The following is a 23970-nucleotide window of genomic DNA, read 5'->3' on the forward strand; positions in this document are numbered from 1 at the left end:
ATTAAAAACCCTGTGACAAGAGTTGTCGCGCCTGTGTAAGATGCCGCCTCACTCCTCTTTTGGGTTAGGATCTTTCATGTCTTTGAATAATCTGTCCATTCGTCTGCAAGTTCTCATTCCACTACTGCTCGCCAGCCTGCTGATGCTGCTCATGGCCGTGATCAGCAAGCAGGAGATAGACGGTGCCATCAAGGACATGAACGATACCACCGCCAGCGTCACCCGCCACAAGGACGACATCGCCGCCCTGATCCACGCCACCTACCGGCTGCGCACCAACGCCATCTACGGCCTCTACGATCAGGCGCGCTTCGCCCAGTTGCCGAGCCAGCTCTCCGCCGCCGAGCAGGAGATAGCCACCATATTGTCGCGGCTGGTGATCCCGGGGGCCGAGCAGGACAACGGCCAGGTGGCCGCGGCGCTGCAGGCCTATCTCGGCCATACCCGCAGCAACATGCTGCCGCTGCTGGCCGCCAAACACGCAGGCAGTGGCGAGCCCGCCGGCTATGAGCAGTCCCGGCTGCGCTTTCGCGAGCTGGGGGAGCAGCTCATCAAGCAGATTGACACCCTCTCTGCCCACATCAATCAGCTGATCCAGCAGGAGATAGCCCAGGAGCAGGCCCACTACCACGCCACCCTGCTGCAGACCCTGCTGCTGATGGGGGCCACCCTGGTCGCGGCGCTCTGCGGCGGCTGGTGGCTCTCCGGTCGCATCGTCCAGCCCATAGGCCAGTTGCAGGAGGTGATGCACGCCGTCGCCCTCGGTCGCTTCAACGTGCGCGCCAAGGCCGAAGGCAACAACGAGCTGGGCCAGCTGGCCAAGGACATCAACCAGACCCTGAGCCAGCTTGGCAGCACTATCCATGCCCTGACCGGCATCAGCGGCAACGTGGCCTCCGCCGCCACCGAGCTGGCTGCCGTCATGACCCAGTCCGAGGCCAACGCCCAGCAGCAGCGCAGCGAGACCGAGCAGGTGGCCTCCGCCGTCACCGAGCTGGCCAGCACAGCGGACAACGTCAACCACAACGCCGCCCTGGCCGATGAGCTGGCACGGGACGCCAACCGCCGGGTCGAGCAGGGGCTGGCGCTGTTTGCCGAGAGCATCCAGGCCAACGGTCGCATGACCGGCAGCCTGGAGAACGCCGCCACCGTGGTCGCGCGGCTCAAGTCCCAGTCCGAGCAGATCGGCAAGGTGATAGAGGTGATCCAGAGCATCTCGGAGCAGACCAACCTGCTGGCGCTCAACGCCGCCATCGAGGCCGCCCGCGCCGGTGAAACCGGCCGAGGCTTTGCGGTGGTGGCCGACGAGGTGCGCCTGCTGGCGGCGCGGACCCAGGACTCCACCAAGGAGATCCAGGTCATCATAGAGCAGTTGCAGAGTCAGTCCCTCTCCGCCAACAGCGGCGTGCAGGTGACCCTGGAGATCCTCGGCCACAACCAGCGCCTCTCCGCCGAGGTGCAGGCGCTGCTGGGGGGTATCACGGAGGCGGTCAACCAGATCAATGGCGCCAATGCCCAGGTGGCCACCGCCGCCGAGGAGCAATCCTGTGTCACCGCCGACATCAGCCGCAACATCACCAACATCCACGAGATAGTGAACCAGAACGTGGCCGGCATCAGCCAGAGCGCCGCCGCCAGTCACGAACTGTCACAGCTCGCCGAGCAGCAGCGCAGGCAACTCGCCCAGTTCCAGCTGTAATACTCCCCTCTCGTTGACAGACTCCGGGCCCCGCCCCGGGGTCTGTCCCCTCGTGTTTAAAACGGCTTTTTGCCCACAAGGCGCCATTAGGGGCTGGGCTGCATCCGCAAATATGGGTATGGTAGAGGCACGTCATTCCCCCTCACCCAGAGAACACCATGAGCCTGAAGTTCAAGAAACCCGCTTTTATCACGCTGGGCCTCGTCGCCCTGCTCTCCGCGCTCTGGCTCGATTTCTATCTGCCGGAACACACCATAGCCACCATCACGGGGGTCGAGGTGAAGCGCACCGACAAGGATGGTCCCATCAGCCAGAAGAACCCGGCCGACGGCCCCATCACCGACGTCTATTACATCTACACCGAGCGTCCCGGCGAGAAGATCCGGGTGTTCCGCAATGAAGATACCGGCTGGGGCTGGCCCTTCTACTTCAAGTTCAATGCCGCCGACGTCCAGGCCAAGGCCAAGTCCATGGAGTTCGAGAAGCGCCTGGCCATCATCACCTCCTACGGCTGGCGGGTGAACATGTTCTCCCTCTTCCCCAACGTCACCAAGATAGAGAGCACCCAGCCCGATGCCTCCACCTGGAGCTTCTTCCGCTGGTTCTGGTTCGGCGTCTGGGCGCTGGTGATGGGCAAGGCCGCCATCGCTACCTGGCGCTACTTCGACCGTCTCGAGGACGAGATATGAGGAGCGTACCGGCATCAGGCGGAGACGGGCAATGAGCGAACCGAGCAAGACCCGCACCAGCTTCTATCGCCGCCTCTACGTGGCTCACCTCATCAGCCAGGGCACGGACACAGTGCCCGCCATCATGGCGGCCACCGGCATGCCCAGGCGCACCGCCCAGGATACCCTGAGCGCCCTGGCCGAACTCGATATCAGCTGCGCCTTCGAGCAGACCGAGGGGGCTCGCCACCTGCAGGGCCACTACCGCATCAGCGACTGGGGCCCCATCAATCCTGACTGGATCAAGGCCCAGTTGGCTGTCATCAAGGGGACGTTGGGGTATCCCTGAACAGGGATGACCAGGGGATCAACCAATCCGGCGTGGATAACGGCCCAGTTGGCTGTCATCAAGCAGACCCTGGGTTATCCCTGAGGGCTAGCCGGCAACAGATAAAAAGAGAGGGGAGCCCAGGCTCCCCTCTCTCATGGTCATCAGAATGTCCTTCCCTATTCCGGGAAGGACTCTTCCGGCAGCGGCTCCGCCGACTCCCCCCGGGTGCAGTCGATGATGGAGCGCTTGGGGTTGCCCGGATCGCGCAGCAGCAGGGGGGCCTCCCCCCTGTCGTGCTTCTGCTCGTCGGCAAACTCGCTGCCATAGGCGTTGTGGGTCAGCCTGCGTGCATTGGCGATGGGGGTATCCACAAACAGGGCGTGCACCTCGAAGGTCGAGGCCGGGATCAGAAAGCCCGTGATGGGCAGGCCATGAAGCTCCTGGTGGGTCTTGTACCAGGCGAAGCCGTCTGACGTCTTGTCGGGGGTGAAGCTCTTGAGCAGCGGGTGGGACGGCTCACCGCTCTCGCTGTCGAGATGGAGATCGTCCAGATCGCAGGTCGCCAGTCCCTGCCACATCCTCTCGAAGGGGGTGGCACAGGCAGTCAATTGCATACATGTCAGCAGTGCCAACGTCCCTTTCCACATGCCCAACCCCTTATCCGATGTCGAAGAACTTAGTCAAATGCCCTTAGGCGCCCCACCAGCAGATCGATGAAGCCGACCCTGTCCAGCCCCAGCAGTACCCGCGCATTGGCCGGTTTGCCGGTGAGCCCGTAGCGATCCACCACCGTCATCCCCACAGTATGCCTGCCCTGGGTCTCTATGCCGACCCAGCAGTCCTGCCCATGGAACAGCGAAGGCGCCAGCAACCAGGCGATGGTACAGGGGTCATGGAGCGGCGCGCCAGCAAATCCCCACTTGGGATCCCGATGGTAGATCATGAAGAAGTCGAGCAGGTCCGCCACGCACTGGGCCACCGGGTTGGGGATGGCACGCACCCGCGCTATATCCTCGTCCATCACCTGGGCCTCGTGGGTCACATCCAGCCCGCACAGGGTGATGGGAATGCCGGCGCTGAACACCATATCGGCCGCTTCCGGGTCCACATAAATATTGAATTCCGCCGCCGGGGTCCAGTTGCCCGCCCCCGCCGCGCCGCCCATCAAGACGATGCGGCCAATCCTGGATTTCAACTCGGGGTGGGCCGCCAGCAGCAGGGCGATATTGGTGAGGGGACCAGTCGGCACCAGGGTGACCGGCTCCGGACTCTCGCGCAGGCACTTGGCCATCAGCTCGAGGGCCGTCATGGCCTGGGGCGCAAAGGCGGGATCCGGCAGTGTGGGGCCGTCGAGGCCCGACTCCCCGTGCACGTTGTCGGCGATGATAAGCTCGCGCATCAGCGGCTTGGGGGCCCCCGCCGCCACCGGAATGTCGTGGCGACCGAGCAGGGTGAGGATGCGCAGGGCGTTGTTGAGGGTCTTGTCCGGGGTCTGGTTGCCCGCGCTGGTGGTCACCGCCAGCACCTTGAGTTCTGGGCTCGCCAGCGCCAGGATGAGGGCGATGGCATCATCGTGGCCGGGATCGCAATCGAGAATAACGGGCAACGCCATGGAGAGGCTCCTTACGACATGACAGGGAGCCATACCTTAGCAAGCCAGCGCCGAATGAACTCGGGAAGGGGTCACAAAACGGCATCGTCCTGCATTATCAATCACTTGCCACCAGATACCCCAGGCAGGACCTGGCCAGCTCACGCCGATTCGCCCCGCGCCACCGCTTGGAGTATGATCGCCCCCCGTTTCCAGCCCGTGCGCCCCATGTCTGTTATCGTCGATACCTTTATCGCCCCCCCTTGCAATGCCCAAATAGAGGTCCTGTTCGAGGATGAACACCTGCTGCTCATCAACAAGCCGAGCGGCCTGCTCAGCCTCTCGGGCAAGAACCCGCAGAACCTCGACTCGGTGCATTATCGGCTGGTGCAGGATTACCCCGGCTGCACCCTGGTCCACCGCCTCGACTTTGGCACCTCGGGTCTCATGGTGGTGGCCAGAGACAAGGGCATCAACGGGATGCTGTGCCAGCAGTTCAGCCAGCGGGCGGTGAGCAAGGCCTATGACGCCCTGCTGTGCGGCCACCTGGCGGACGATGAGGGGGTGATCGAGGCCCCCATCGCCAAGGATCCGGCGATCTTCCCCCTGATGAAGATCTGCGCCAGCGGCAAGCCCGCCCGCTCCCGCTATCGGGTGGTGGAGCGACTGGTGCGCGAGGGCGCGAGGGGCGAGCCCTTGCCATTGACCCGAGTCAGCCTGGTGCCGGAGACAGGCCGCACCCATCAGCTGCGGATCCACAGCCAGTGGCTGGGTCATCCCATACTCGGCTGCGATCTCTACGGCGGTCTGGTGCTGCCGGGTTGCGAGCTGGCACCACGGCTGATGCTGCATGCCAGCGCGCTGGATTTCGTGCATCCGGTGAGCGGCGAGCCGATGGCCGTCAAGTGTGCCGCCCCCTTCTAGGGATGTTGGCCGACATCAAACGCATTGGGAGGGAAAACAGAGAGGCGAAGGGGAACAGGGCAAACGGCGGATAAAGATAGGGGCCGCGCTTTCGCAACGGCCCCCACCCCCCACTCGTGGTGGTGCTATCAGATCAGCTTGCGGGCGGCGCCCAGCACGATCTTGATGGCATCAGATTCGGTTCTCGCCATGGTTTCGGCGTTCGGGATTTCCTGCTGGGTACGGTTCACGATGACACCGGCTACCATACCGGCACGCAGGCCCTGGCTGGAGCACATGGTCAGCAGGGTGGCGGACTCCATCTCGTAGTTCAGCACGCCCATGGCTTGCCACTCTTTCATGGAACCCTGGAAACGGCTCACTACGCGGCCGGATACGGTGTCGTAGCGCTCCTGACCCGGGTAGAAGGTATCGGAAGAGGCAGTCACACCCACGTGCAGGGTGGAACCCAGCTCCTTGGCGGTGTTGACCAGCGCAGTGGTGCAGTCGAAGTCGGCCACGGCCGGGAACTCCATGGGTGCAAAGTGCAGGCTGGCACCGTCGAGGCGCACCGAGCCTGTGGTGACGATGACATCGCCCACGTTCAGGTGCGGCTGGATGGCGCCTGTGGTGCCGATGCGCAGGAAGGTGCGGATACCCAGCTGGGCCAGCTCTTCCACCGCGATGGAGGTGGACGGGCCGCCGATGCCGGTGGAGCAGATGATCACGGCCTTGCCGTCCATCTCGCCGCGCCAGGTAGTGAACTCACGATGGCTGGCCAGGTGCACAGGGTTGTCCAACAGCTCTGCGATGCGCTTCACGCGCTCGGGGTCACCGGGAACGATCGCCAGGGTGGCGCCTTGCAGATCCGCTTTCTTCAAACCCAAGTGAAATACATCAGACATAGTGGACTCCTGGTTGCATCCCGCCGCCTCGCAGCCGAGCGCAGTTAAGGTGATTCTTTATGGTATTTTCGAGCCTGTTTCCCTCCATCGGGGAAGGCGCCAACTATGGTCGAAAGCGCTTTCCAATTCCTTGACGCGCTTCACACTTCCGTGCATCCGAGGCGCTAAAAAACCGGCAAAACGTTTGCTAACTTGATGAATTTCTTGAAAAACGTTTTTACACCGAACAAGAGGCAAGCGCCCTTGTCAATCCCCCTCTGGCCCCGGTTTTTCGGTCCGTGATCGAGTCCATAAAGTTGCCAATCAGATACCATTGACCCCTTTTCATCCCCTCTGACGCTGTTATGTTGACGCCCGTATACCACTTAATGGCTAATCAAACGGAGTCCACCATGGCGACATTCAAGTTCTACATTCCCGCGGTCAACCTGATGGGGGCGGGCTGCCTGCAAGAAGCGGCGGCCGACATCCAGGGTCATGGCTTTCGCAAGGCGCTGATCGTCACCGACAAGATCCTGAGCCAGATAGGGGTGGTCACCAGGCTCACCAGCCTGCTGGCAGAACATGGCATTGAAAGCGCAGTTTTGTAGCCCGCCGCGAAAAATGAAAAACTTTCGCGGTTAAAACGAAAATCTGTCTGTGCCTTGGATTTATCAAATTGGGTGAAGCGGTTTCGCTGAGTTTGATAAGCAGTATCGAGGGGTTAAACGAAGGAGTTTAAATGGCCACATTGCGTGGCCATTGTCATATCAGCGGGTGAGGTCTTCTATCTGGGTAACCTTGCCATTGATGATGGTCACGGCCTGAGGGATGTCGCTTTCGCGAGCCTGATAGGTCCAGCGCTCCCCAACCTTAGGAGCATCCAGAAGACGCTCATCGATGATGTCCTCTTTCATCTGAGGTTGACCGCACTTCTTCTGCACGTTGAAGGATGAATCTCCTTCGCTGATCAGTGCGCTTTTGCATCTCATTGCTCCAGCATTCGCCACCACGGGCATCGCCAATATCAGCAGTATTATCAACCGTCTCATAGAACCTCCTGTTCAGTTGGCATCAAACGTAGCCCTAGACTTCAATTCTGGCAAAGGGCAGATCGGGGAGCTGGGTCACAATTGCACCATTTTCAACCAGCACCCAGCGGCCCACGGCGGCACCTGTGCCAAACACCCGCAGGGTGGCCCCGCCCACCTGTTCGATGAGACTGGTACCGCGTAGGCTATCGATCAGCAGCACCTTGCCCCTCACCCTCACCGTGCTCGGCAGCATGGCCTCAAACTTTTTCCACGGGTTGTTGCTCGCCATCTATGCCTCCATGTCCAAATGCACTTCCAGGGTGACGTTCTGCCACACCGAACTGATGCCAGAGGGTGCCAGCGCATTGCTGATGCACAGGGCCCTGGTATGGCTACCATCGGCCCGCAGCACCTTCACCAGCTGACCAGGTACCACCAGCCCGGGGGCCTGCCCCGGCCGCATCAGTGGCAGGCGCAGGGTCACCATCTCCTGCTCGCCAGAGTCGGCGATGAGATTGCGGCCCCGCTCGGCATTGACCGGGTGGGTCTGGGCCAGCACGTCGCTGATATCCTCCCCGCTCTGCCCGCCCGCCGTGCCGGTGCGCACCACCTCGGTGACCACCCCGTGGGTGGTGCCGGCGATCAACACCCGCTCCAGGCGCGGACTTGATGCCGACTCGCTCGATTCTTCCGGGATCATCGCCTCAGGGATGAGGTGGCTAAAGGCCGAATCCGGCGCCGTGGCCCACTGCCAGGGACTTACCAGATAACGGGGCTGCACCGTCACCTTGTCTTCGCTCATGTGGGGTACCAGCACGGCCCCCGCCGCCTTGGCCAGCCTGGCCAGCAGCTCTTTGGGAGCCATCCGTTCGCTGATAGAGCCCGGTGCCAGCGGCCAGTCCGGGGTCTGCACCCACTCGCCGTGGGCGGGGCGCTCGATGGCAAAGCCCAGCGGCGTCAACAGCGCCTCGGCGAGCTGCCAGGCGGTCATCTCATTGGGCAGGGTCACATCGACCAGGGACGCCCAGGGGCTGTCGAGGAACTGAGAGCGCGAGCGGGCCGTGAAGGGGTAGACCTCATTCCCCAAGGCACGATTGACCCGGTAGCCCTGCACCGCAAACAACCAGGTCCAGCCGTTGATGGTCAACTCGATATGGCGCGGCCCGGTGGCAGTCGGCTTCACATAGGGCAGATTGGTCTTGCCCCGCAGCTCACCGGAGAGCTCCCACACAAAGCTGTCGATATCGAGTTTCAGGCTCGGGTTGAACAGGGCGAGCGGCACGCGCTCACTGCCATTGACGGCAACGCAACTGATCTCGTTCATGATGATGTAGGGCGCCGGTTGAGGGTTGATGGGAGGCTCGCGATCGCCAATCTCGCCGCCAGAGTCGTCGCCATGCTCAAGCCCCCAGCCCGGGTCGAGCGGTTTGGCGCCCGCTCCCCAGGGCAGCGCATCGGCCTGGTCGGCCAGGCGGGCATAGCCAGCGGGCAGGCAGTGCCCCTGGTCGCGGGGAGCTACGGCGCGATCGGGCTGGGGCTCGGCCAGTGAAAACACCAGGCTCATCGCCTGCCACTCGACCGAGGCAACGGTCAGGGCAAAATCGAGCTGGTTGCGGGCAGGTAACCGGGTCAGCAACGGCGGCAACCCGTCCCAACGCAGCTCCCAGGGGCGATAGCGGAGATCGGTGATATGCCAGCAGGTGGCGGTGGCCTGGTCACAGGCGGGCGGTTGCTGCCAGGGGCCGGTGCAGGCCAGATCCAGTCGCTGGGCAGCCTGCTGCCAGGCGCCTCGCATGGGCTGTTGATCACGCGCCGCGCTCATCACCAAGTCCTGCCAGAGGCGGCTGTCTTGCCGGGTGGCCAGCAGCCAGCTCCCCACCTGGGTCAGATCCACGGCCCGCGCCTGGGTCAGCGGGGCCATCAGCGGCTGTGCCAACGGTCTCGCCTGACCAAAGGGCAGCGCGTCACCTTGGTCGGTTGCGTGCAGCAGGCCACGTGTCAGGGTCAGCTGGCTATCCCTCACCTGGGCCATCCCCTGCCAACCGCTGGCTACCGCAGTGCGGAGCGACGGGGCCATGGGTGGGCGCAGCGATCCCCCCAGATAAAAGTCGATGGCCGCCGGGGCGGGGATCTTCACCAGGCGGCGCGAGGCAATGGCGAGCGTAATGGCAGTGGCAGCGGGTGGCAGATACATCAGCTCACCTCGATCTCGGGTTGCAGCGGCCCATGGGCCACGATGGGCAGATATTGCCGGGCACGAAACACGGCGCTACCGACAAACACGGCGGCCTCTTCGGCGAGCGGCCAGACCGGCTCCTCGATGTCCGCCGTGCCGGGCTGCTCGCAGACATACATGAAACCGTTCCACTCGGTCGGGCTCACCACCTCCCCCACCTGATAGATGCGTTCGGCCTGCCAGGTCTCGCCATACTGCGAGAGCCCCACCACCAGCACCTTGCCCTGGTAGGTAAGCCACTCGGCGGCGAAGGCCCCATCGCCGCCGCTGATCACCTCGGCCAGCACCCGGTACTGGCCATCGACCGGCTCTGCGCTCAACACCAGCACTTCGCGGGCGCGGCCAATATTGCGCACCGTGACCACCCCGGCCACCCGGCCGGTGATGGTGCGCTCCAACCAGTCGGGCGCATCGAACAACACCGCCGGCGCAGCCGGGGAGACATAACTCGCCGTGGCTGTAAACACCAGAGCGCGGGGATCGGTCGCTAGTAAATAGGGAGTTGCCATATCGACCTCACACCGGTTGTTCGGTTAACACGTTAAACAACACCGGCAGCAGCGGGCCGTGTGCCTTGGGCTCAAATACCGGCTCCGGGGTGAACTGGGCGGCCCCGGCTGTCAGTACCGCCGCAGTAGGCCACGGCTCGGCGGGGAGCGTAGCGCCACTGTTGCCCGCTAGGGTGCATCGGTAGCGATAGCCGTTGGGAATGGCGGGGTGGATGATCTGATTGAGCGCATAGGCGGTATTGGCCACCAACTTGGCCCCGATCTCGTCATGCACCAGCAAGATCACCGGGGTGGCCACGTCGTTCAGATTGATAAAAAAGGTGCCATCGGGCTTGGTCGTCTGCAGCTTGTAACGCAGTCCGTTTTCGGTAAACACCGCCACATTGCGCTGCAGGCCGTTGCTGCCCACCTTGCTCTGCCCCTTGACCCCGTAACGGTTGGTCAGATCGACGGTCGCCTGCGCACGCGGGCGCGGCAGGCTGATGCCATCAAAGATCCAATTTACCTCGGCAAAGGTCGTGTAGTTATTGCGGTTATACGGATTGCCATCAGCAAAGCTGGCGGTGTTGATGGTGTTGGCCATCACGGTACCTTGCCGGTAAATATTCGTTGAGCCTGCTGCTACCGCGATGTAACTGCCTGGCTCTATCACCAGCCCATTGGTCCCGCTCACCATCGTCTTGGCGGCAGTGGTGAACGCTTTGGTGAACTGCAGCACCGCGTTGCTCAGCTTCATCGTTCCCGGGGTGCCGCCATTGATGAAATAGGTGGCGTTTGTGCTCAACACAAACCACACGTTGTTCAGATTGCAGGCTTGCAGGTTATTAATGACGATGTTGGTTGAGGTGGAATTGCATTTAATACTGAGCTTGAAGCCCCGCCCATCCAGGTTCCATTTCCAGTCGGCATACGGTGTGGTGATATTGGTGGCGGAGACATCGAGATCCGCCACCAGTGCAAACCAGTAGCCCTGAGTCTGCTTGGTGGTCAGCCATTCCGTCACATCCGCCAGATTGACCAGCAGATAAGGATCTGCCTGGGTTCCGCTGCCATATTCGAGCGCCATCTATGCCTCCACCGGCCCCAGTACCATGGGGGCCAGTTGTCGTCCTGTGGTATCCCAGCACATCACGATGACCGGGCCTGAATAGTCGCAATCGAGCTGCCACGCCCCCGCCCCGTCGGTGCGGGTATGGGCAAGCACCCAGCGCCCCACCCTGGGCGGGGATGAGCCGGGGATCACCCCGGCAAAGCGCGGCAGGGCCAGCACCACGGCATCGGCCAGCAGCACGCCCTGGTCATTGACACTGCCTGATAGTCGCTGCATGGCGCGGCTCCTCGTCGTTGCTCATTGTCGGCGGCCGCTTAATCGGCATCACCGCGCTGGAAGACCTCGAAGCTGTCGTCCGGGTGGGTGGCGCGGCCGACGCTGATGCAGCGCAGCAACCAGATGGGGGCCAACGCCGAACTGGTATCGAAACGCACCACGTTGTTGTTGGCCCAGCCGTTGGAGAAACCCGCTGCCTCCAGCACAAAGAAAGGGGTACCGGTGTTGGGGTTGAGGGGCGCCAAGTCGGTGGTCAGGTTGCCGGAGGCGATCAGCCCCCGCGTCTTGCCGATGACGTTGTAAGTAGAGGTGCCGGTGAACACCAGCGCCCACTGCTCATCCACCGCCCCACGGTCGGTCACCTGCACCGGGTGATCCGTCCAGTTGTAGTTGGCGCTGATGGCCCCACCTACGGGCGTACTGCCCCAGTTCGGGCTGGCGCTGTTCCAGCTCTGCTGGACGAAGTTGTTGGCCCAGCTGGCAAAGCGGTCGCCAAACTGCAGGCAGGAGCTGACCATGGTCTCCCCGGCCGGATAGTCGTGTACCAGCGGATCGGCCAGGGTCAGGTCACCGGAGATCTGCACGTCCAGCACCAGACTCATGTGCTCGATGCGGTTGACGAAGGTGAGCGGTGCTGTCACTGCAGCACCAGTGTCATCCACCAGGCTGTAGCCTGCTTTCAGGGTCAGCAGACCACTATCCCGATCCTCGGTGTATTGGGATGGCGCGAGGCGCTTGCCATTGGCCCCCACCAGGTAGAGATCGGCCACATAGTCACGGCCAGCGTCGAGCACGGCGCCACCGGCCGGCTCCCCCACCGCTTGGGAGGAGATGTGGGAGAGCACCAGGGTGTCGCCATCCTGGTAGATGGGCACCTTGCCATCGGCGGGCAAGCGTACCGGATCCAGCCCAATGCGGGCGGCATCCAGCGGCAAGGCGGTGAGCAACACTGTGTTGTAGCGGGCCGAGCTCGCCATGATCGGCTTGGCAAAATCGGCTTTCACCACCCCGGTGTTGGTGTTCACCGTCCCCGTCACGCCCTCGCCCACCAGATCCCCCTGGGCATCCGCGCTGGCATTCACCAGGGTGCCGTCATAGGCCACCGCGATCAGCTGGAAGTTGGCTTGCTTGAGCGGGCTACCGGGGGTGCGGAAGGTCAGCGCATTGGCAAACGCCGCCGTCACCACGCGGGCACAAGAGAGCAGCGTGAGGTTGCCGGTAAAGCCGCTGAGATCGGAGAGCACTACCCGCCCTATTCCCAGATCCACCCGGCCAACCCGGCTACCGGCCCCGGTGCGGGAGTCCGGGTTCTTCCAGAGGATGCCATCCCGCTCGATATAGTGAGTGCTGCCATCGGTAAACCAGAGCGAACCGGTCAGGATGTTGGGCTTACCCAGTAGGAAATCGAGTTCCGGCGCATTGACTTGGCTTGTGATGGGGGTGGTTCCAGTGCCCGTTTCCAGCGCCTGCCAGCTGCCGGGCCCCACCATCTCCTCCTGCAGGTTGACGGTCTGATACCCCTGCTCTGTGATGTAATACTGGTAGCTGTAACTTTGTGACCAGCTGAACGAAAACACCCCGGTCAAATAGTCGATCGTCCCCACCACGGCCTCATCTCGCAGCAAATTGCCTACCCCGTCATCGCGGATATCGATCACCTGGGTGGTGTAATAGCCATCCCCTTGGGCATTAAAGCGCCCAGCGTGATTGAAGCGGCGTACCGCATAGCGCAGCAGGAAGCTCCTCGGCTTGAACGCTTGCCCCACCGACCCGTTGGCACTCTGGTTTCCTGCTCCCGGGATCACCACCTCCCCAAGCAGACGGATATCCGGTGTGTAGGTCAGGGTATAAAGTCCATCACTGGGCAACACGAGTGGCATGAACTCGATCAGCCCATCCACATCGAGCACGGTGCCGCTGCCACTGCCGGACAATTCCCCCTGCTCGTTGCTGGTGAGGCTGTATCCGGTACTGCCATTGACCCAGCTGACCTGCAGCGAGCCCGGCAGGATGCCGTCCGGCAACTCCAGGCGCTGGTGCTTGCCGACTGTCTTGCTGCCCAGCAGCAACTCGACCGCTATCCCTTGAGCGGGCTGGTACTGGACGATGATCTCGCTCTCGGCATCCGGCAGGGCGGCAGTGGTGACGGCCAGGGAGCCGGTCACAAAGTTCTGAGTGCCAGAGCCCTGCCCCACCAGCTGGCCGCTGCCGTTGTCTTCGAGCTGCTGCCACTTACCCAGCGCCCGGTACAAGACCCGCACCGAGCCCGGCATGGGGATGGCGGCGGAGAAGTCGAACGTCCAGTTAAAGGTGCGGGTGGCCGGGGTCACCTCCCGGCTCACGCTGATGAGGTTGCCCAGGATCCGCACCGCCGGGGTGTAGCTGGCGGTGGCCGAAGCGGTAAAGCTGCCCGCATTGCGCCAGGCGTCGATCTGACCGGTTTCGAAGTTCACGGTCAGCTTGCTGAAGTTGTTGTTACCGCTTTGGAACTTCAGCTCCCCACTGCCATTGTCCTTGAACACGCCCCCATCGATCGTGAGTTGCAGGGAGCCGCGCTTGGGCACCCGCTCCAGATAGCTGCGGGACTGGCTACCCGCCACCAGGGCGAACTGGAGGGGGCGGGTCACGGCATTGCCCGAGGGTTGCATGATCGCCAGATCAGTCGCCGCCGAGCGGTCGGTCAACAGGTTCTCGCCATAGGCGCTCGGCACGATCGGCTTGTAAACCGAGTTGACCCGCACCTGCAGATCCCCCGGCAAGGCTGGCCGCGCCAACGCAGCGACCCCGTAGTAGCGTGCCGCATCCGCCACCGTGGTGGTGAGGATGTCGGCCACCTGATTGCCGTTCGAGGTGGTCGAGCCGGTTGGATACGGGGCGCCGCCATAGAACGTAAAGGCGAGCCGGGCCGTGATCTTGAGGGTGCAGACCCGCCGCACCAGGGTCTTGAACTCCCCCCCGTGTTCATAGGTGAAGGTCTGCTCGTGGGCCTCATACTCTGCGATCTTGACGTACTGCTCATAGGCGGCCTTGGTGTCAGGGTCCACCCCACGCAGCAGCAGGGTGCCGCCCAGTTCGGGCTCGGGAGCGGACACCTCCTGAAACGCGAGGATCATCCGCTGCCCCTTGTACTGGTCGCCGAGCAGGTACATGCGGGCACTGATGCCGGGCACCAGGTAGCTCTCGATGGCGTTCTTGACCTCTGCCCGGGTATCCGTCGGGGTGCCCGCAAAGGCGATCATGTTGACGCGACTGTCGGCGGCATCCTTGCTCACCATGAAATGGGAGCCCAGGTAGACCTCCTGAGTATCCACCGCCACCCCACCGAAGATTTTGCGGATATTGACCCGGCCCTGGGTGCGGTCCAGGCGACTGGTGTCGGGGAACAGGTTGTTGACCTGCCCATCGATCACCTGGCGGCCGGTCGGTAACCCACCGCCGTTGTCTTCATCCGTCAGCCTGGCCGACTCGTAGATGACGATATCTTTTGCTGTGATGGGCATGTTTAAACCTCTGTTAAACGCAGGGTGAGGGAGTATCCCAGCTCGGGGAACTCGGCCGGGTTGGCAACCTCGTAATCGGGAATCGCCTGGATGGGCCCATCTGCATGGCGGAAGATGACCTGAGACTCACGCCCGAACAGCGAGAGCGTCATCGGTGTCGGATCGCTCAGCAACTGATAAACCGCCGCCAGCCCGGCGTACCGTATCCGACCTGTCAAGGTGACCGGTCGGCCGCCGGCCTTCAAACCGTGCTGGGCAATCAAGTCGCCAGTCACGGCGTAATCCACGCTCTGGAGCATGGGGGTCCACGCCCATTCATCGCTCCAGACCAGTTCGTCATCCAGCTCAACGCCGTTGATGCTGTTCATGTCTGCCCCTCCTGGTAGCGCTTCAATACATCCAGCAGCCCCACCACCTGGGATGGCGCCACATCGATCCGGGCCGAGCGCTCACCCAGCTGGATCACGATGGGCTGGAGAGGCTGGGCCGCCGGCACGCTGGCGCTGGGGGTGTTGATAGGCGGCGAGTACTGGGACGGGGATGGCCCTGCTTGGCTGACCTGAGCCTTGTCAGCCTCCTTGGCCTGGGCCTTGCTCAGTTCCTGCTGGAGCTTGGTGCGCATGGCCTCCATCTCCTTCTGGAACTTCTCACCGTAATACTTGCTCCATTCGCTATAGGCGGGGATGTCCCTGACCTTCTGGCTGTAGCGGGCCAGCTCCTCTTCCACGCCCGCGAGGGTGTTGGCCAGGGCATCGGCATTGCCGCGCAGGTTGTTGATGTCCACGGTCTTGTAGAAGAACGAGCCGGCGCCCACGGTGCGGGTGACGTCCCCTCGGCCCCCACCGGCACCGCCCCCACCACCTGCAGAGGCCACGGCATTACCGGTCTGCTCTGCCTCTTTCTGCACGCCGCGAAGGCCGGAGCGCATGGCATCGGTGGCACTCTTGGCCTTGGCGGCGGCCGTGTCGAAGCCATCGCCGATCGCCGCCACCGCCTGTTTGGCATCGCCGCTGCCCCCCTTCACCTTGCTCATGGCGTCAGCAGCGATGGCCATCGAGCGGGTGATGCCATCCCCGGTGAGCTGGCCCTGCTTGGCCATCGCCTGCATACGCTCGATCACCGCATCGATCTCGGCCTTGTTCTTCGCCTGGTTGAACGCCGCCGCCAGGTACTCTTCACAGGCCGCCGAACTGGAGCCGCTGTGCTGCACCAGGGTGTCGAGCGCCCCCAAGGTCTCCTTGAAACTCTCGCCGATACGGCCATTGGCCCGCTCGAAGTCCAGCCCCAGGGTCTCGGCTGCCTTGCCAAGGGTGGCGGGGATCTCTGCCGCCGTTTTCTTGGCCACGGCATTGATTTCATTCATGTAATCGCGGGTCTGCTTGGCCTCGGTACCGAGCTCCTGGACGGCGGCGGCCCCAGCTCGCCAACTGCCGGTGGCCTCGTCGTAATGGATCTTGCCCTCGGCGACCAGGCGGTCGAGATCCGCCATGCTGGTAATGGCCACACCCAGTTCGGCAGAGAGGGCAGCCAACTGGCCATTGAGCTGGGCCTGGGTTTGCGAGCGCAAGCCTTGCGCCTCTCTAAGGGCTAGCTCGGCTTGTACCCATTGGCGCAGGGCGTTGGCGAACTGGGTGATCTGGATGATGGATTCCACCGTCACTGCGGCCAGCACAGCCTTGAGGGCCATGCCCAGCGCCCGCACGCCGATGGCAGCACCGGCCGCCGCCGTGCCTGCCGTGCTCATGCCTCCTGCAGCCGTGGCCGTAGCTGCCGGCAGGGCGATAAACTGACCATAAAGACCGCGCAGATCGGCAATCCAGCCCGCGATTTTCAGGCCATACCAGGCCTGCGCCATCACCAGCAGGGCATCCCGCCAGGCATAGACGGTCTGGATAAAGGCCTTGATGGACTCCCCAAGCCCGACGATGCCATCGGAGAGGCGCTGGGCCCACGCCTGCAGGCGGCCATCCTTGGCCATCGCGTCAAACTCTGCGTTGAGCTGGGCCAGCTGGTTCTTGAGCCAGGTCAACGCTCCGTTCTCTGCCACCATGCGGTAGAACTTGGCCAGGTTGTCCTGGGCGTTGGAGATAAGCCCCGAGAGCAGGCTCATGTTGTTGGCCGCAGCCCCGCTCGACTGGGCGGCGATCTCGTTCATCAGGGCCTGGATGGTGTCACGGCCGAGCTTGCCGGCTTCCGAGAGCTTCTGCAGCTCGGCGGTGTTCTTGCCGGTGACCTGCTCCAGCAGTTGCCACACCGGCACCCCGCGCTCGATAAGCTGCAGGATCTCCTCCCCCTGCAGTTTCTGCTTGGCCCAGGCCTGGCCGAGGGCCAGGGAGATACCCTGCACCTCCTCAAATCCGCCGCCCAGTTTGAACGCCTGATCGACGATGCCCTGCATGGCACCATTCATGGGGTCGATGCCAAAGGCTTTCAGACGCACGAAGACCTGGGTCACCTCGTCAAGCTGCAGCGGGGTGTTCTTGGCAAAGTCCTGGATCCAGGCGCTGGCCTGCTGGCCTCCTTCAATGGAGCCCATCACCGCCTTGAGCTGAACGCTGAGGCGTTCGGCCTGATCGCCGGTCTGGAACATGGCCATCAGCTGGGTGGTAAGGGTCTGGATCCCGAACCAGGTACCGGCCATGGCCACCAGGCGGCCGGTCAGGCTACCGATGGCCCCCTGGAAGCCGCCAGCGCCTTGCGCTCCCTGCACCAGGGAACGCCCCAGCCGTTCGGTCTGGGCCGCACTCTCGCGCAGCTCCCGCTGCAGGCGTTGCTGTTCCTGGGCAAGGTTGCGGGTATCGAGCCCGGCTTGGGTGAGCCCGACGTGCAGGCGGGTATGGGCGGCGGATTGGGAAATCAGCTGGCGCTCCAGCTGCTTGACCTCGGATGCCAGCAGCCGTTCCTGGTCAGTGAGCACACGGGCCTGACCAGCACTGGTCTGCTGCTCGGCCCGTAATTGTGCCAGCTTGTCGCGGGACAGTACGCTGGCCTGCTCAAGCTGAGTCAGGGCCTCGGCGGATTGGTTGAACTGCGCGATCAGTTCCTGCTGCTGGCTCAGGGTTTCCAGCGTCTGCGCCAGCCGCTCGGTCTCGGCGGCCGTCTCGTCTGAGATAGGGCCCAGCTCCTGCACCTCACCCGCCAGCGCAGCCAGGTCCTCGCGGCCGGTGACCTTGGCCGCCAGCTCCAGCGCGAGTTTGAGGGTGGAAGAGGTGGACATGGGCATTCCCGAACAAGTAGGAGATGCCCCATAGTAAGGAAATGGGAAGATATGCGGATTTATGGTGTATTACTGATAAATATATCGCAAGAATCTTGTGAACGTTCGATTGTGATGAGCTAATCACACCTGCATTACTAGCATGTACGCAATTAAACGACGTAAAATCAGAGTTCCAAAATTCTAGATGTTCATATCTCTTCTCTGAGGAAACATAGTGTCTAAATTACACCCACAAAAAGTAATTGACTTTCTTTCTGAAAAATGGGGTGGCAAAGGTTGCCCAATGTGCGGCAAAGGTCCATGGAATGTTCCGGACAATACGTTTCAACTTATGGAGTTTCACAGTGGTAATCTTGTGATGGGGGGCCCCCTTATCCCCGTCATACCGGTCTCATGTGGAAACTGCGGTAACACTGTTCTTGTTAACGCAATAATCGCCGGTGTAGTAAAGCCAGAATCACCTTCCCCTACTCAGGAGAAGAAATGATGGACACTGAAACTGGATTCAAAATGTCGCAAGGCTTTGAGGTTCTTCGACCTAAGAACGACAAAGCATTTCCGATCCCATGTAATGAGTGGGATGTTCTCAAAAACCAAATAGGAGAGTTAACCACAGAGCCATGGTTAATCCAAACCGTAGGCTCTTTACTACTAGGTGCCGCCTTAGCAACTGTAATATCTATTTTAACAGGGGCTATATCAGAAGCGGATAAAACAAACATTATTGTTGCTTGGGCTGTATTTGCTGTATGTGGGATAACTGGTCTTTTGTGTGTTCACTTCGCTCACGGAGAAAAAAAGTCCCATCGAGTAAAAGCAGCTTCCATAGCGACACAAATGACTTTAATTGAGCAGCGTTTTGAAAGAGGCTAGGGTTTTTCACAAAACGGCAGGTCTCCCCGCCGTTCTGCTGTCCACCCCTTACACCGTCTCCGGCCGATCCACATAGAAAGGCGCAGTCTCACCATCCAGGGCAAGCAGTTCCCCTTCCAGCTCGATCTCGATGGGCTTGTCGCTGAGGAAATCCACCGCCTTCTTGGGGGTCAGGCTGGCACGGGGCACCGTCAGGATGATGGACTCCCCACCGATCACACTGCGCCCATCCAGGGTCAGCTTCGCCTTCACCTCTGGCTGCACGTTGCCGGCGATGCGGGTACCGGTGATGGCGTTGTAGCTGGCGCTGACGGTCACGGGGCCGCCATCTGCCACCGCCCCCGCCTTAGTGGCCCGCAGCAGCCCCAGGGCATAGTTGATCTCGAAGTCGGTGCCGAGCACCAAAGAGGTGACGCCCTCCTTCACCACCAGGCCGGTGGCCGAGAGATTGGTCTTGCCGAGCGACAACCATTTCGGATGGGCGGGCAGGGTCAGCGGCACCTCGGTCAGCGTCCCCGCCCCCTGGTTGATGGGGCTCTCCAGCCCCATAAAGGCGGCTGCCAGCAGCACCGGCGGGATCTCGCTGGTCTTGATGGTGACCGTGGCGGGCTTTGGCACGAAATAGGTCTCTCGCGCCTGACCCAGCTTGCCCTTGCGCTTGCTCGGGATGCTGATCTTATCGCTGTCCGGTTTGACTTCCAGGCTGTTGACGTCCACCGGGCCAATAACCCCGTTCGAGACGTTGTTGGTGAAGGTCTCGATATAGAGATCCCCTTCCAGGTGCAGTGTTTCGCTCATGACCGTTCTCCCTTGAATTTCACTGTCGTCTTGAAGGCAAGGGGCAGATAGACCACCCCACCCTTGTAACTCGGCTTGACCGGTGCGCTTTCACGCCGAAAGGTACTGTCACCGCAGGCCCGACCGGCCACGGCCTGCAACATGCGCCCCAACCACACCCCGGCGCTGGCCTCCTTGGGAGTGGCACGGTGCACCAACACCAGCAGCCAAACCTGATCGAACGCGCTTTGCCGCCCGCTTTGGCTGGTATCGTTCTCTCGTTCCCCCTGGTAAATCACATGAATGGCCGGGGTGTGCTGCCCCAGGTTGGCCACCGCCTCCAGATCGGTGGCCACAAACACCTCCTTGAGCCCCTGCCCTTTCAAGGGCAGCAACAGCTCACGCAGCCGCTCCCCCGCCGCCAGGTAGTCGAGTTCAGGCGTGGGCCCGTTCATAGGAAGCCCCCACTGCCCCGGCCAAACACCCGACCATCGGACTGCAGCTGGGCCAGGTTCTGGCTTTCCACCTGCTCGCCGTCAGCGGCGAGCCCCAGCGCCAGCTCCCCCTTGCCCACCGACTTGAGGAAGGCCAGGGCCGCCTCATTGCGCTTGGCAATCTGCTCCGGCGCCTGCTCGCCATAGAGGCGGTGGCGGGCAATGTCGGCGCAGATAGGCACCAGGGCGCTCGGGACATGAGCCAGCGGCAGCGGGTAGCGCCCCGCCAGGTAGCCGTCGATCAAGGCTCCGGCGTCCTGCAGTGCGATGGTGATGGCCGCGCTATCCAGCTCGCCGGCCGGGGTCATGGCGAGGCGCAACAGCTCCGCCTCGCCAAAGCGGGTCACCATGTCGTTGACGCTGGCGTACATATCAGGCGCCCTCGGCCACGGGGTCGGCAGGCGGCTCAGTGGTCGCACCAGCCTCGTCCTTGACCGGGTATTGCACCTCAATCGCCGCAATGGCAGCCGCCAGCTCGGCCTTCTTCATGCTGGCGGCGCCCGGGATCGCCATCTCCACGGCCAGTTCGCGCAGCTCATCGACCTTCATCTCGGCCAACGGGGTGACCTTGCCATCCAGGGTGGCGACGCCCGCCAGATAGCCCGAGCCGGTCAGGCCGCCCACTGCTGCGTCCAGATCCCGGCCCGTCTGCGGTGCATCAGTCGTCGCAGGGGCGACGTCTTGACCCAGGCGGGTGACCACCAGGCGCGGATCGGCCTCCAGGGTCTCGCACTGCACAGACGACACAGCCAGCTCAGACTTGCCAGGTGCAATCGCCAGGCCCGCGCGATAATAGAGCTGACGAACCGTTGATGTGATGCCAACTCGAATAGCCTGTTCCATCTCGTGTTCCATCTCATGTTTCCCTCTGTCTCGTTCAATCCAGGATCCGGTTTAAACGGGGGTTAAACGTCCACACTGCGCTCGCTTAACCCCGCCGTTAAACAGCTCGGTGTCGCTTACAGGTAGTCAGCCACCACCAGTTCCAGCTTGCCCTTGAGCTCGTTGCTGGAGTTCTCGGAGAGCTCACGCTCCAGCATCTGGGTCGCCAGCTTTTCCAGGGAGGCCGGCACCACCAGCAGGGTCGGCTTGATGCCGAGCTTGCGGCCGCCGTCAGCCTCGAAAGCACGCATCCTGGAGAAGGCATCCCACAGGTTGTCAGGGGTCAGCGCCCGCTTGTTGGCGAACGCCAGTTGCCAGAAGCCGAAACCGGCGGCATCGCGGCAGTCCACCCCATAGCGGAACTCCTTGCGGGTGAACACCGCCTCGTCGTCGACCTTGGTCATGGCGATGAGCTGCGGCGACTTGCGATCCTGGAAGATAACCGGCTTGAGGGCGCGGCTGGTATCGAGCAGGAACCAGGGCTCGCCACTGTAGCCGGCATCCACTACCAGGTTGGCCACCAGCGCCGGGGTGCCGGTGCCATCGGCCTTGGGGTAGACCGGGTGGTCGGTGTCGAAGAAATACTGAGCGTCATAGCAAGGGGTCGTGAAGCCAGCCCCCAACAGGCCGAAGCAGAGCTCGTCGGGATGCACCCCGGCCGAACGCCCCATCTCGGCAAACATCGGGGCATAGATGCCCAGCTCGTCGTCCTCGATATCGTTGCGATCGACCCCCACAGTGGCTTCGAAGTCTTCGTTGACGATCTGGTAACCGTGCGCCTTCAGCGACTCGATCACCCGATCACCGACCCACTTGCGCAGGGACGGGAACTTGCCGAGCCAGCCATAGGTGTTGGACTTGGTGGTTGATTTGATCACGGTGGCGATCTTGGTGTACTGGCTCGGCGCTTCGCTCTTGGCGTCTTCAAAGTTCTTCTTGAAGCCGGTGAAGAGGGACTGCAGCAGCGCAGGGGTAATCATGGCCATGGTCTATTCCTTCTCTGGTTAAACGGAACTGCCTTCGCGTGAAGCGGGGCTTGCTCAGGCCTTGGCCTTGGCAAAGTCCTCGTGGCTGATGCCGAGCTGGTCGGCGGCGTACTTGTCCTCGGCCGAGAGCACGGCATCGCCCTTCTTCTCCGGCAGGGTGACGGCAGAGGTCTGGCTCGCCGTGAGCGCGGCGATAGCCGGGCGCGGCTCCAGCAGCGCCTTGAGGGCGGCCACCCCCTTCTGGGCGGCGTAGGCGGTCAGGTACTCCTCTTCGGCCGCCACCACCTTGCCTGCGGTGCGGGCCTCCTTGATGAGGGTCGCGGCGTCGGTGGTGTCCACCTGGGCGGTCAGGGACGCCACCTGGGTGACCAGGGCGTTATAGGTCGCCACAGGCACGAATTGCGCCAGGTCAACCTGGCCGCCCGGCTGCGCCTTGAGCGCGGCCAGCGAGGCCTTTTCAGCCGAGAGCGCTGCCTCCAGCTCCGGCGCCTTCTTGGCACTGGCCTGCAGGCTGTCGATCTCGGTGAGCGCCTTCTGCAGTTGCTCGTCGGTCGGGTCACCGGTCAGCTCGATACCGAGCTTGGCCAGCAGCTTTTTCAGCAGTTCATTCATGGGAGTCTCCTTGTGTACCGCATGGGCGGGGGTGGCCAGCTGGCCGGGTTGGGAAGCGGGTAGCGCACTGAGCGCCGCCAGAGCCTGCATACCCACCACACCGGGATCGTTGGTGATGGCTGCCATCCGCAGTTCCAGCGGGCGGCCCTGGGCGTCATAGGGAAAGACTGCTGAAAGGAATCGGTACTCCTTGGCGTCCACCATGGCAGCAGCACGATCCGTCCAGCGCGGTTTGATAAAGAGGCCCAGCCCCTCGCGCCATTCGATCTCGTCACCGTTGAACCAACCGGCGGCCGGGGCCTCCTTGCCCGTCTTTTCGATATGGAGGGTCTGGTGGTCGTAGTCGATGAGGATGTCTTGGCCGAGCGCCTTGGCACGGTTGATCAGGGTGGTGGCGATGGCCCTGTCGAGCTGCCAGTGGCCACCAGGAACATCGAAGGGGCGGCCATCGCGGGCCTTGAACGGGCCCACCGGCAGCAACTGGTGCCAACCGTCGTCACTGGGACTAAGCGCCGCATCGAGCACAGCCAGCCCCAGGGTGGTGGGTCTGGCATTCAAGATGGCCACGGCAATCGCAGATGGGGGCATCACTCTCACTCCGGCTGGTCACAGCAAAAATCACTGGCGCCAGTGTCAGGGAGGAGAGCGAGGGGTGGGGTTTATGGTGGGTTACTGCAACAGCAGGGGGTGCCGGTACTGTTTAATGGTGTTTAAACACCGTTTTGCTGTGCGAAGAGCGGACGGGCCATGCCATCGCACCGGCCCTATCCCCGTAAACGCACTCAGAGGCTTAGGGCGCGTCCGCCGTCAGATAGCCTTCCAGCGTCTCCAGCACGCTCTGCTGGTCTGCTTCTGACAGCCCCAGATAGGGGCGCTCGGGCAGGTTGATCTCGGGGCGGCCGAACTGATGAGCGGCGCCATATTCAAGCGGGGTGCCGAAGTAGAGGGCCTGGGGATCGGCCTGATAGTTGAGGGTGTCGCGCAGATCGTCGTTGAGGCGTAGCACCTCGTCGGCATGGCGCGGCTTGCGGGCGCGGTACTTGTCCGAGAGGGGGGCCCAGGGCTCCCCTTCCGGGGTCTCCTGCGCATCCCAGCGATCCCGGTGGGTGAGCGCCAGCCCCTCGCCGATATCCGCCAGGGGTTCGCTCAAATCGCCGGTGCGCTGATAGAGCCGGGCCAGCAACTCATGGGCATCAGCCACCCCGTGGTGGCTGATGGCGATAAAGCTCCCGGCCATCAGGCTTCATCCTCGATCTGGGTCATGTAGGCAAATGCCTGCTCATCGGAATTAAGCAATGCAGCCGACCAGAGATCCCCCAGGTACTCCGCCTCCTTGCCAGATGCCTGCGCGCAGAGCGCTTCCAGGGTCTGAACATCGGTGAGTGTGAGCAGATCCCCTTTCTCGAACAGGGCATTGGCTTGCTCCAATAGCTTCATTTCTCGT

The 23970-nt window shown here is 62.6% G+C and carries 25 protein-coding genes and 1 pseudogene; 6 read left to right on the forward strand and 20 right to left on the reverse strand.

Annotated elements, in window-relative coordinates:
• The first annotated feature begins 76 nt into the window (after positions 1–76).
• The 3 genes from HB860_RS12855 (at position 77) to HB860_RS12865 (ending at position 2716) form a co-directional block, all read left to right on the forward strand.
• The gene (locus HB860_RS12855) at positions 77–1699 is read left to right on the forward strand and encodes a methyl-accepting chemotaxis protein (protein ID WP_247626896.1); all 1623 of its coding nucleotides are present in this window, start codon (positions 77–79) and stop codon (positions 1697–1699) included.
• A 158-nt stretch (positions 1700–1857) separates the two neighbouring features.
• On the forward strand, positions 1858–2388 hold the full coding sequence (locus HB860_RS12860) for a DUF1523 family protein (protein WP_139435198.1): 531 nt from the start codon (positions 1858–1860) through the stop codon (positions 2386–2388).
• Positions 2389–2419: 31 nt separating this feature from the next.
• The gene (locus HB860_RS12865) at positions 2420–2716 is read left to right on the forward strand and encodes a winged helix-turn-helix domain-containing protein (RefSeq protein ID WP_247626897.1); all 297 of its coding nucleotides are present in this window, start codon (positions 2420–2422) and stop codon (positions 2714–2716) included.
• A 158-nt stretch (positions 2717–2874) separates the two neighbouring features.
• On the opposite strand, the gene HB860_RS12870 is transcribed toward HB860_RS12865, so the two are convergent.
• Positions 2875–3345, reverse strand: coding sequence for a hypothetical protein (locus HB860_RS12870; RefSeq protein WP_139435202.1), 471 nt, complete (start codon positions 3343–3345; stop codon positions 2875–2877).
• Positions 3346–3374: 29 nt separating this feature from the next.
• The gene (gene rihA / locus HB860_RS12875; protein ID WP_247626898.1) at positions 3375–4310 is read right to left on the reverse strand and encodes a pyrimidine-specific ribonucleoside hydrolase RihA; all 936 of its coding nucleotides are present in this window, start codon (positions 4308–4310) and stop codon (positions 3375–3377) included.
• 174 nt (positions 4311–4484) lie between these two features.
• Here rihA and HB860_RS12880 point away from each other — a divergent pair, with 174 nt between their 5' ends.
• Positions 4485–5213 (forward strand): RluA family pseudouridine synthase, encoded by a 729-nt coding sequence (locus HB860_RS12880; protein ID WP_247626899.1) that lies wholly within the window; start codon positions 4485–4487, stop codon positions 5211–5213.
• Between the two features lie 128 nt (positions 5214–5341).
• On the opposite strand, the gene udp is transcribed toward HB860_RS12880, so the two are convergent.
• The gene (gene udp, locus HB860_RS12885) at positions 5342–6097 is read right to left on the reverse strand and encodes a uridine phosphorylase (protein ID WP_025326293.1); all 756 of its coding nucleotides are present in this window, start codon (positions 6095–6097) and stop codon (positions 5342–5344) included.
• A 392-nt stretch (positions 6098–6489) separates the two neighbouring features.
• Here udp and HB860_RS12890 point away from each other — a divergent pair.
• Positions 6490–6681 (forward strand): annotated as a pseudogene (locus HB860_RS12890) (L-threonine dehydrogenase); the annotation flags it as partial.
• A gap of 165 nt (positions 6682–6846) precedes the next feature.
• Here the strand turns inward: HB860_RS12890 and HB860_RS12895 are convergent.
• The 9 genes from HB860_RS12895 to HB860_RS12935 are packed head-to-tail and all read right to left on the reverse strand — an operon-like array spanning position 6847 to position 17899.
• Positions 6847–7128, reverse strand: coding sequence for a DUF2845 domain-containing protein (locus HB860_RS12895; protein ID WP_247626900.1), 282 nt, complete (start codon positions 7126–7128; stop codon positions 6847–6849).
• Between the two features lie 34 nt (positions 7129–7162).
• Complete coding sequence (locus HB860_RS12900) at positions 7163–7399, reverse strand: hypothetical protein (RefSeq protein ID WP_247626901.1); 237 nt, start codon at positions 7397–7399, stop codon at positions 7163–7165.
• Positions 7400–9304, reverse strand: coding sequence for a hypothetical protein (locus HB860_RS12905; RefSeq protein ID WP_247626902.1), 1905 nt, complete (start codon positions 9302–9304; stop codon positions 7400–7402).
• Complete coding sequence (locus HB860_RS12910) at positions 9304–9855, reverse strand: hypothetical protein (protein WP_247626903.1); 552 nt, start codon at positions 9853–9855, stop codon at positions 9304–9306. The genes HB860_RS12905 and HB860_RS12910 overlap by 1 nt, the downstream gene beginning before the upstream one ends.
• 7 nt (positions 9856–9862) lie before the next feature.
• Positions 9863–10921, reverse strand: coding sequence for a hypothetical protein (locus HB860_RS12915; protein WP_247626904.1), 1059 nt, complete (start codon positions 10919–10921; stop codon positions 9863–9865).
• The gene (locus HB860_RS12920) at positions 10922–11182 is read right to left on the reverse strand and encodes a hypothetical protein (protein WP_247626905.1); all 261 of its coding nucleotides are present in this window, start codon (positions 11180–11182) and stop codon (positions 10922–10924) included.
• A 38-nt stretch (positions 11183–11220) separates the two neighbouring features.
• Entirely contained in the window at positions 11221–14682 is a 3462-nt protein-coding gene (locus HB860_RS12925) for a hypothetical protein (RefSeq protein ID WP_247626906.1), read from the reverse strand.
• 2 nt (positions 14683–14684) lie between these two features.
• The gene (locus tag HB860_RS12930; protein ID WP_247626907.1) at positions 14685–15050 is read right to left on the reverse strand and encodes a hypothetical protein; all 366 of its coding nucleotides are present in this window, start codon (positions 15048–15050) and stop codon (positions 14685–14687) included.
• Positions 15047–17899 (reverse strand): tape measure protein, encoded by a 2853-nt coding sequence (locus HB860_RS12935; protein WP_247626908.1) that lies wholly within the window; start codon positions 17897–17899, stop codon positions 15047–15049. The genes HB860_RS12930 and HB860_RS12935 overlap by 4 nt, the downstream gene beginning before the upstream one ends.
• 486 nt (positions 17900–18385) lie before the next feature.
• Between HB860_RS12935 and HB860_RS12940 the strand changes: the two genes are divergently transcribed.
• The gene (locus tag HB860_RS12940) at positions 18386–18775 is read left to right on the forward strand and encodes a hypothetical protein (protein WP_247626909.1); all 390 of its coding nucleotides are present in this window, start codon (positions 18386–18388) and stop codon (positions 18773–18775) included.
• 48 nt (positions 18776–18823) lie between these two features.
• Here HB860_RS12940 and HB860_RS12945 read toward each other — a convergent pair whose 3' ends face one another.
• The 8 genes from HB860_RS12945 to HB860_RS12980 form a co-directional block, all read right to left on the reverse strand.
• Positions 18824–19573: a hypothetical protein gene (locus HB860_RS12945; protein WP_247626910.1), complete on the reverse strand. Its 750-nt coding sequence runs from the start codon at positions 19571–19573 to the stop codon at positions 18824–18826.
• Positions 19570–20007 carry a phage tail terminator protein gene (locus tag HB860_RS12950; RefSeq protein ID WP_218408996.1) on the reverse strand — a complete coding sequence of 146 codons (438 nt, stop codon included), beginning with the start codon at positions 20005–20007 and terminating at the stop codon, positions 19570–19572. The genes HB860_RS12945 and HB860_RS12950 overlap by 4 nt, the downstream gene beginning before the upstream one ends.
• On the reverse strand, positions 20004–20417 hold the full coding sequence (locus HB860_RS12955; RefSeq protein WP_180907219.1) for a gp436 family protein: 414 nt from the start codon (positions 20415–20417) through the stop codon (positions 20004–20006). The genes HB860_RS12950 and HB860_RS12955 overlap by 4 nt, the downstream gene beginning before the upstream one ends.
• A 1-nt stretch (position 20418) precedes the next feature.
• Positions 20419–20901: a Rho termination factor N-terminal domain-containing protein gene (locus tag HB860_RS12960; RefSeq protein WP_247626911.1), complete on the reverse strand. Its 483-nt coding sequence runs from the start codon at positions 20899–20901 to the stop codon at positions 20419–20421.
• A 104-nt stretch (positions 20902–21005) separates the two neighbouring features.
• Positions 21006–21914: a Mu-like prophage major head subunit gpT family protein gene (locus HB860_RS12965; RefSeq protein ID WP_247626912.1), complete on the reverse strand. Its 909-nt coding sequence runs from the start codon at positions 21912–21914 to the stop codon at positions 21006–21008.
• A 54-nt stretch (positions 21915–21968) separates the two neighbouring features.
• Positions 21969–23114, reverse strand: coding sequence for a phage protease (locus HB860_RS12970; RefSeq protein ID WP_247626913.1), 1146 nt, complete (start codon positions 23112–23114; stop codon positions 21969–21971).
• A 202-nt stretch (positions 23115–23316) separates the two neighbouring features.
• The gene (locus HB860_RS12975) at positions 23317–23763 is read right to left on the reverse strand and encodes a phage virion morphogenesis protein (RefSeq protein WP_247626914.1); all 447 of its coding nucleotides are present in this window, start codon (positions 23761–23763) and stop codon (positions 23317–23319) included.
• Positions 23763–23963 (reverse strand): hypothetical protein, encoded by a 201-nt coding sequence (locus HB860_RS12980; RefSeq protein ID WP_043159992.1) that lies wholly within the window; start codon positions 23961–23963, stop codon positions 23763–23765. The genes HB860_RS12975 and HB860_RS12980 overlap by 1 nt, the downstream gene beginning before the upstream one ends.
• Between the last annotated feature and the right edge of the window lie 7 nt (positions 23964–23970).

Source organism: Aeromonas genomosp. paramedia, assembly GCF_023093515.1.
GTDB lineage: Bacteria > Pseudomonadota > Gammaproteobacteria > Enterobacterales > Aeromonadaceae > Aeromonas.

Coding starts and splice junctions, on each gene's coding strand:
- HB860_RS12935 (WP_247626908.1), bottom strand. CDS start 17,899: ATGTCCACCTCTTCCACCCTCAAACTCGCGCTGGAGCTGGCGGCCAAG.
- HB860_RS12930 (WP_247626907.1), bottom strand. CDS start 15,050: ATGAACAGCATCAACGGCGTTGAGCTGGATGACGAACTGGTCTGGAGC.
- HB860_RS12915 (WP_247626904.1), bottom strand. CDS start 10,921: ATGGCGCTCGAATATGGCAGCGGAACCCAGGCAGATCCTTATCTGCTG.
- HB860_RS12965 (WP_247626912.1), bottom strand. CDS start 21,914: ATGGCCATGATTACCCCTGCGCTGCTGCAGTCCCTCTTCACCGGCTTC.
- HB860_RS12955 (WP_180907219.1), bottom strand. CDS start 20,417: ATGTACGCCAGCGTCAACGACATGGTGACCCGCTTTGGCGAGGCGGAG.
- HB860_RS12870 (WP_139435202.1), bottom strand. CDS start 3,345: ATGTGGAAAGGGACGTTGGCACTGCTGACATGTATGCAATTGACTGCC.
- HB860_RS12945 (WP_247626910.1), bottom strand. CDS start 19,573: ATGAGCGAAACACTGCACCTGGAAGGGGATCTCTATATCGAGACCTTC.
- HB860_RS12905 (WP_247626902.1), bottom strand. CDS start 9,304: ATGTATCTGCCACCCGCTGCCACTGCCATTACGCTCGCCATTGCCTCG.
- HB860_RS12975 (WP_247626914.1), bottom strand. CDS start 23,763: ATGGCCGGGAGCTTTATCGCCATCAGCCACCACGGGGTGGCTGATGCC.
- HB860_RS12910 (WP_247626903.1), bottom strand. CDS start 9,855: ATGGCAACTCCCTATTTACTAGCGACCGATCCCCGCGCTCTGGTGTTT.
- HB860_RS12855 (WP_247626896.1), top strand. CDS start 77: ATGTCTTTGAATAATCTGTCCATTCGTCTGCAAGTTCTCATTCCACTA.
- rihA (WP_247626898.1), bottom strand. CDS start 4,310: ATGGCGTTGCCCGTTATTCTCGATTGCGATCCCGGCCACGATGATGCC.
- HB860_RS12940 (WP_247626909.1), top strand. CDS start 18,386: ATGATGGACACTGAAACTGGATTCAAAATGTCGCAAGGCTTTGAGGTT.
- HB860_RS12865 (WP_247626897.1), top strand. CDS start 2,420: ATGAGCGAACCGAGCAAGACCCGCACCAGCTTCTATCGCCGCCTCTAC.
- HB860_RS12880 (WP_247626899.1), top strand. CDS start 4,485: ATGATCGCCCCCCGTTTCCAGCCCGTGCGCCCCATGTCTGTTATCGTC.
- HB860_RS12925 (WP_247626906.1), bottom strand. CDS start 14,682: ATGCCCATCACAGCAAAAGATATCGTCATCTACGAGTCGGCCAGGCTG.
- HB860_RS12980 (WP_043159992.1), bottom strand. CDS start 23,963: ATGAAGCTATTGGAGCAAGCCAATGCCCTGTTCGAGAAAGGGGATCTG.
- HB860_RS12900 (WP_247626901.1), bottom strand. CDS start 7,399: ATGGCGAGCAACAACCCGTGGAAAAAGTTTGAGGCCATGCTGCCGAGC.
- HB860_RS12950 (WP_218408996.1), bottom strand. CDS start 20,007: ATGAACGGGCCCACGCCTGAACTCGACTACCTGGCGGCGGGGGAGCGG.
- HB860_RS12860 (WP_139435198.1), top strand. CDS start 1,858: ATGAGCCTGAAGTTCAAGAAACCCGCTTTTATCACGCTGGGCCTCGTC.
- udp (WP_025326293.1), bottom strand. CDS start 6,097: ATGTCTGATGTATTTCACTTGGGTTTGAAGAAAGCGGATCTGCAAGGC.
- HB860_RS12970 (WP_247626913.1), bottom strand. CDS start 23,114: ATGCCCCCATCTGCGATTGCCGTGGCCATCTTGAATGCCAGACCCACC.
- HB860_RS12960 (WP_247626911.1), bottom strand. CDS start 20,901: ATGGAACACGAGATGGAACAGGCTATTCGAGTTGGCATCACATCAACG.
- HB860_RS12920 (WP_247626905.1), bottom strand. CDS start 11,182: ATGCAGCGACTATCAGGCAGTGTCAATGACCAGGGCGTGCTGCTGGCC.
- HB860_RS12895 (WP_247626900.1), bottom strand. CDS start 7,128: ATGAGACGGTTGATAATACTGCTGATATTGGCGATGCCCGTGGTGGCG.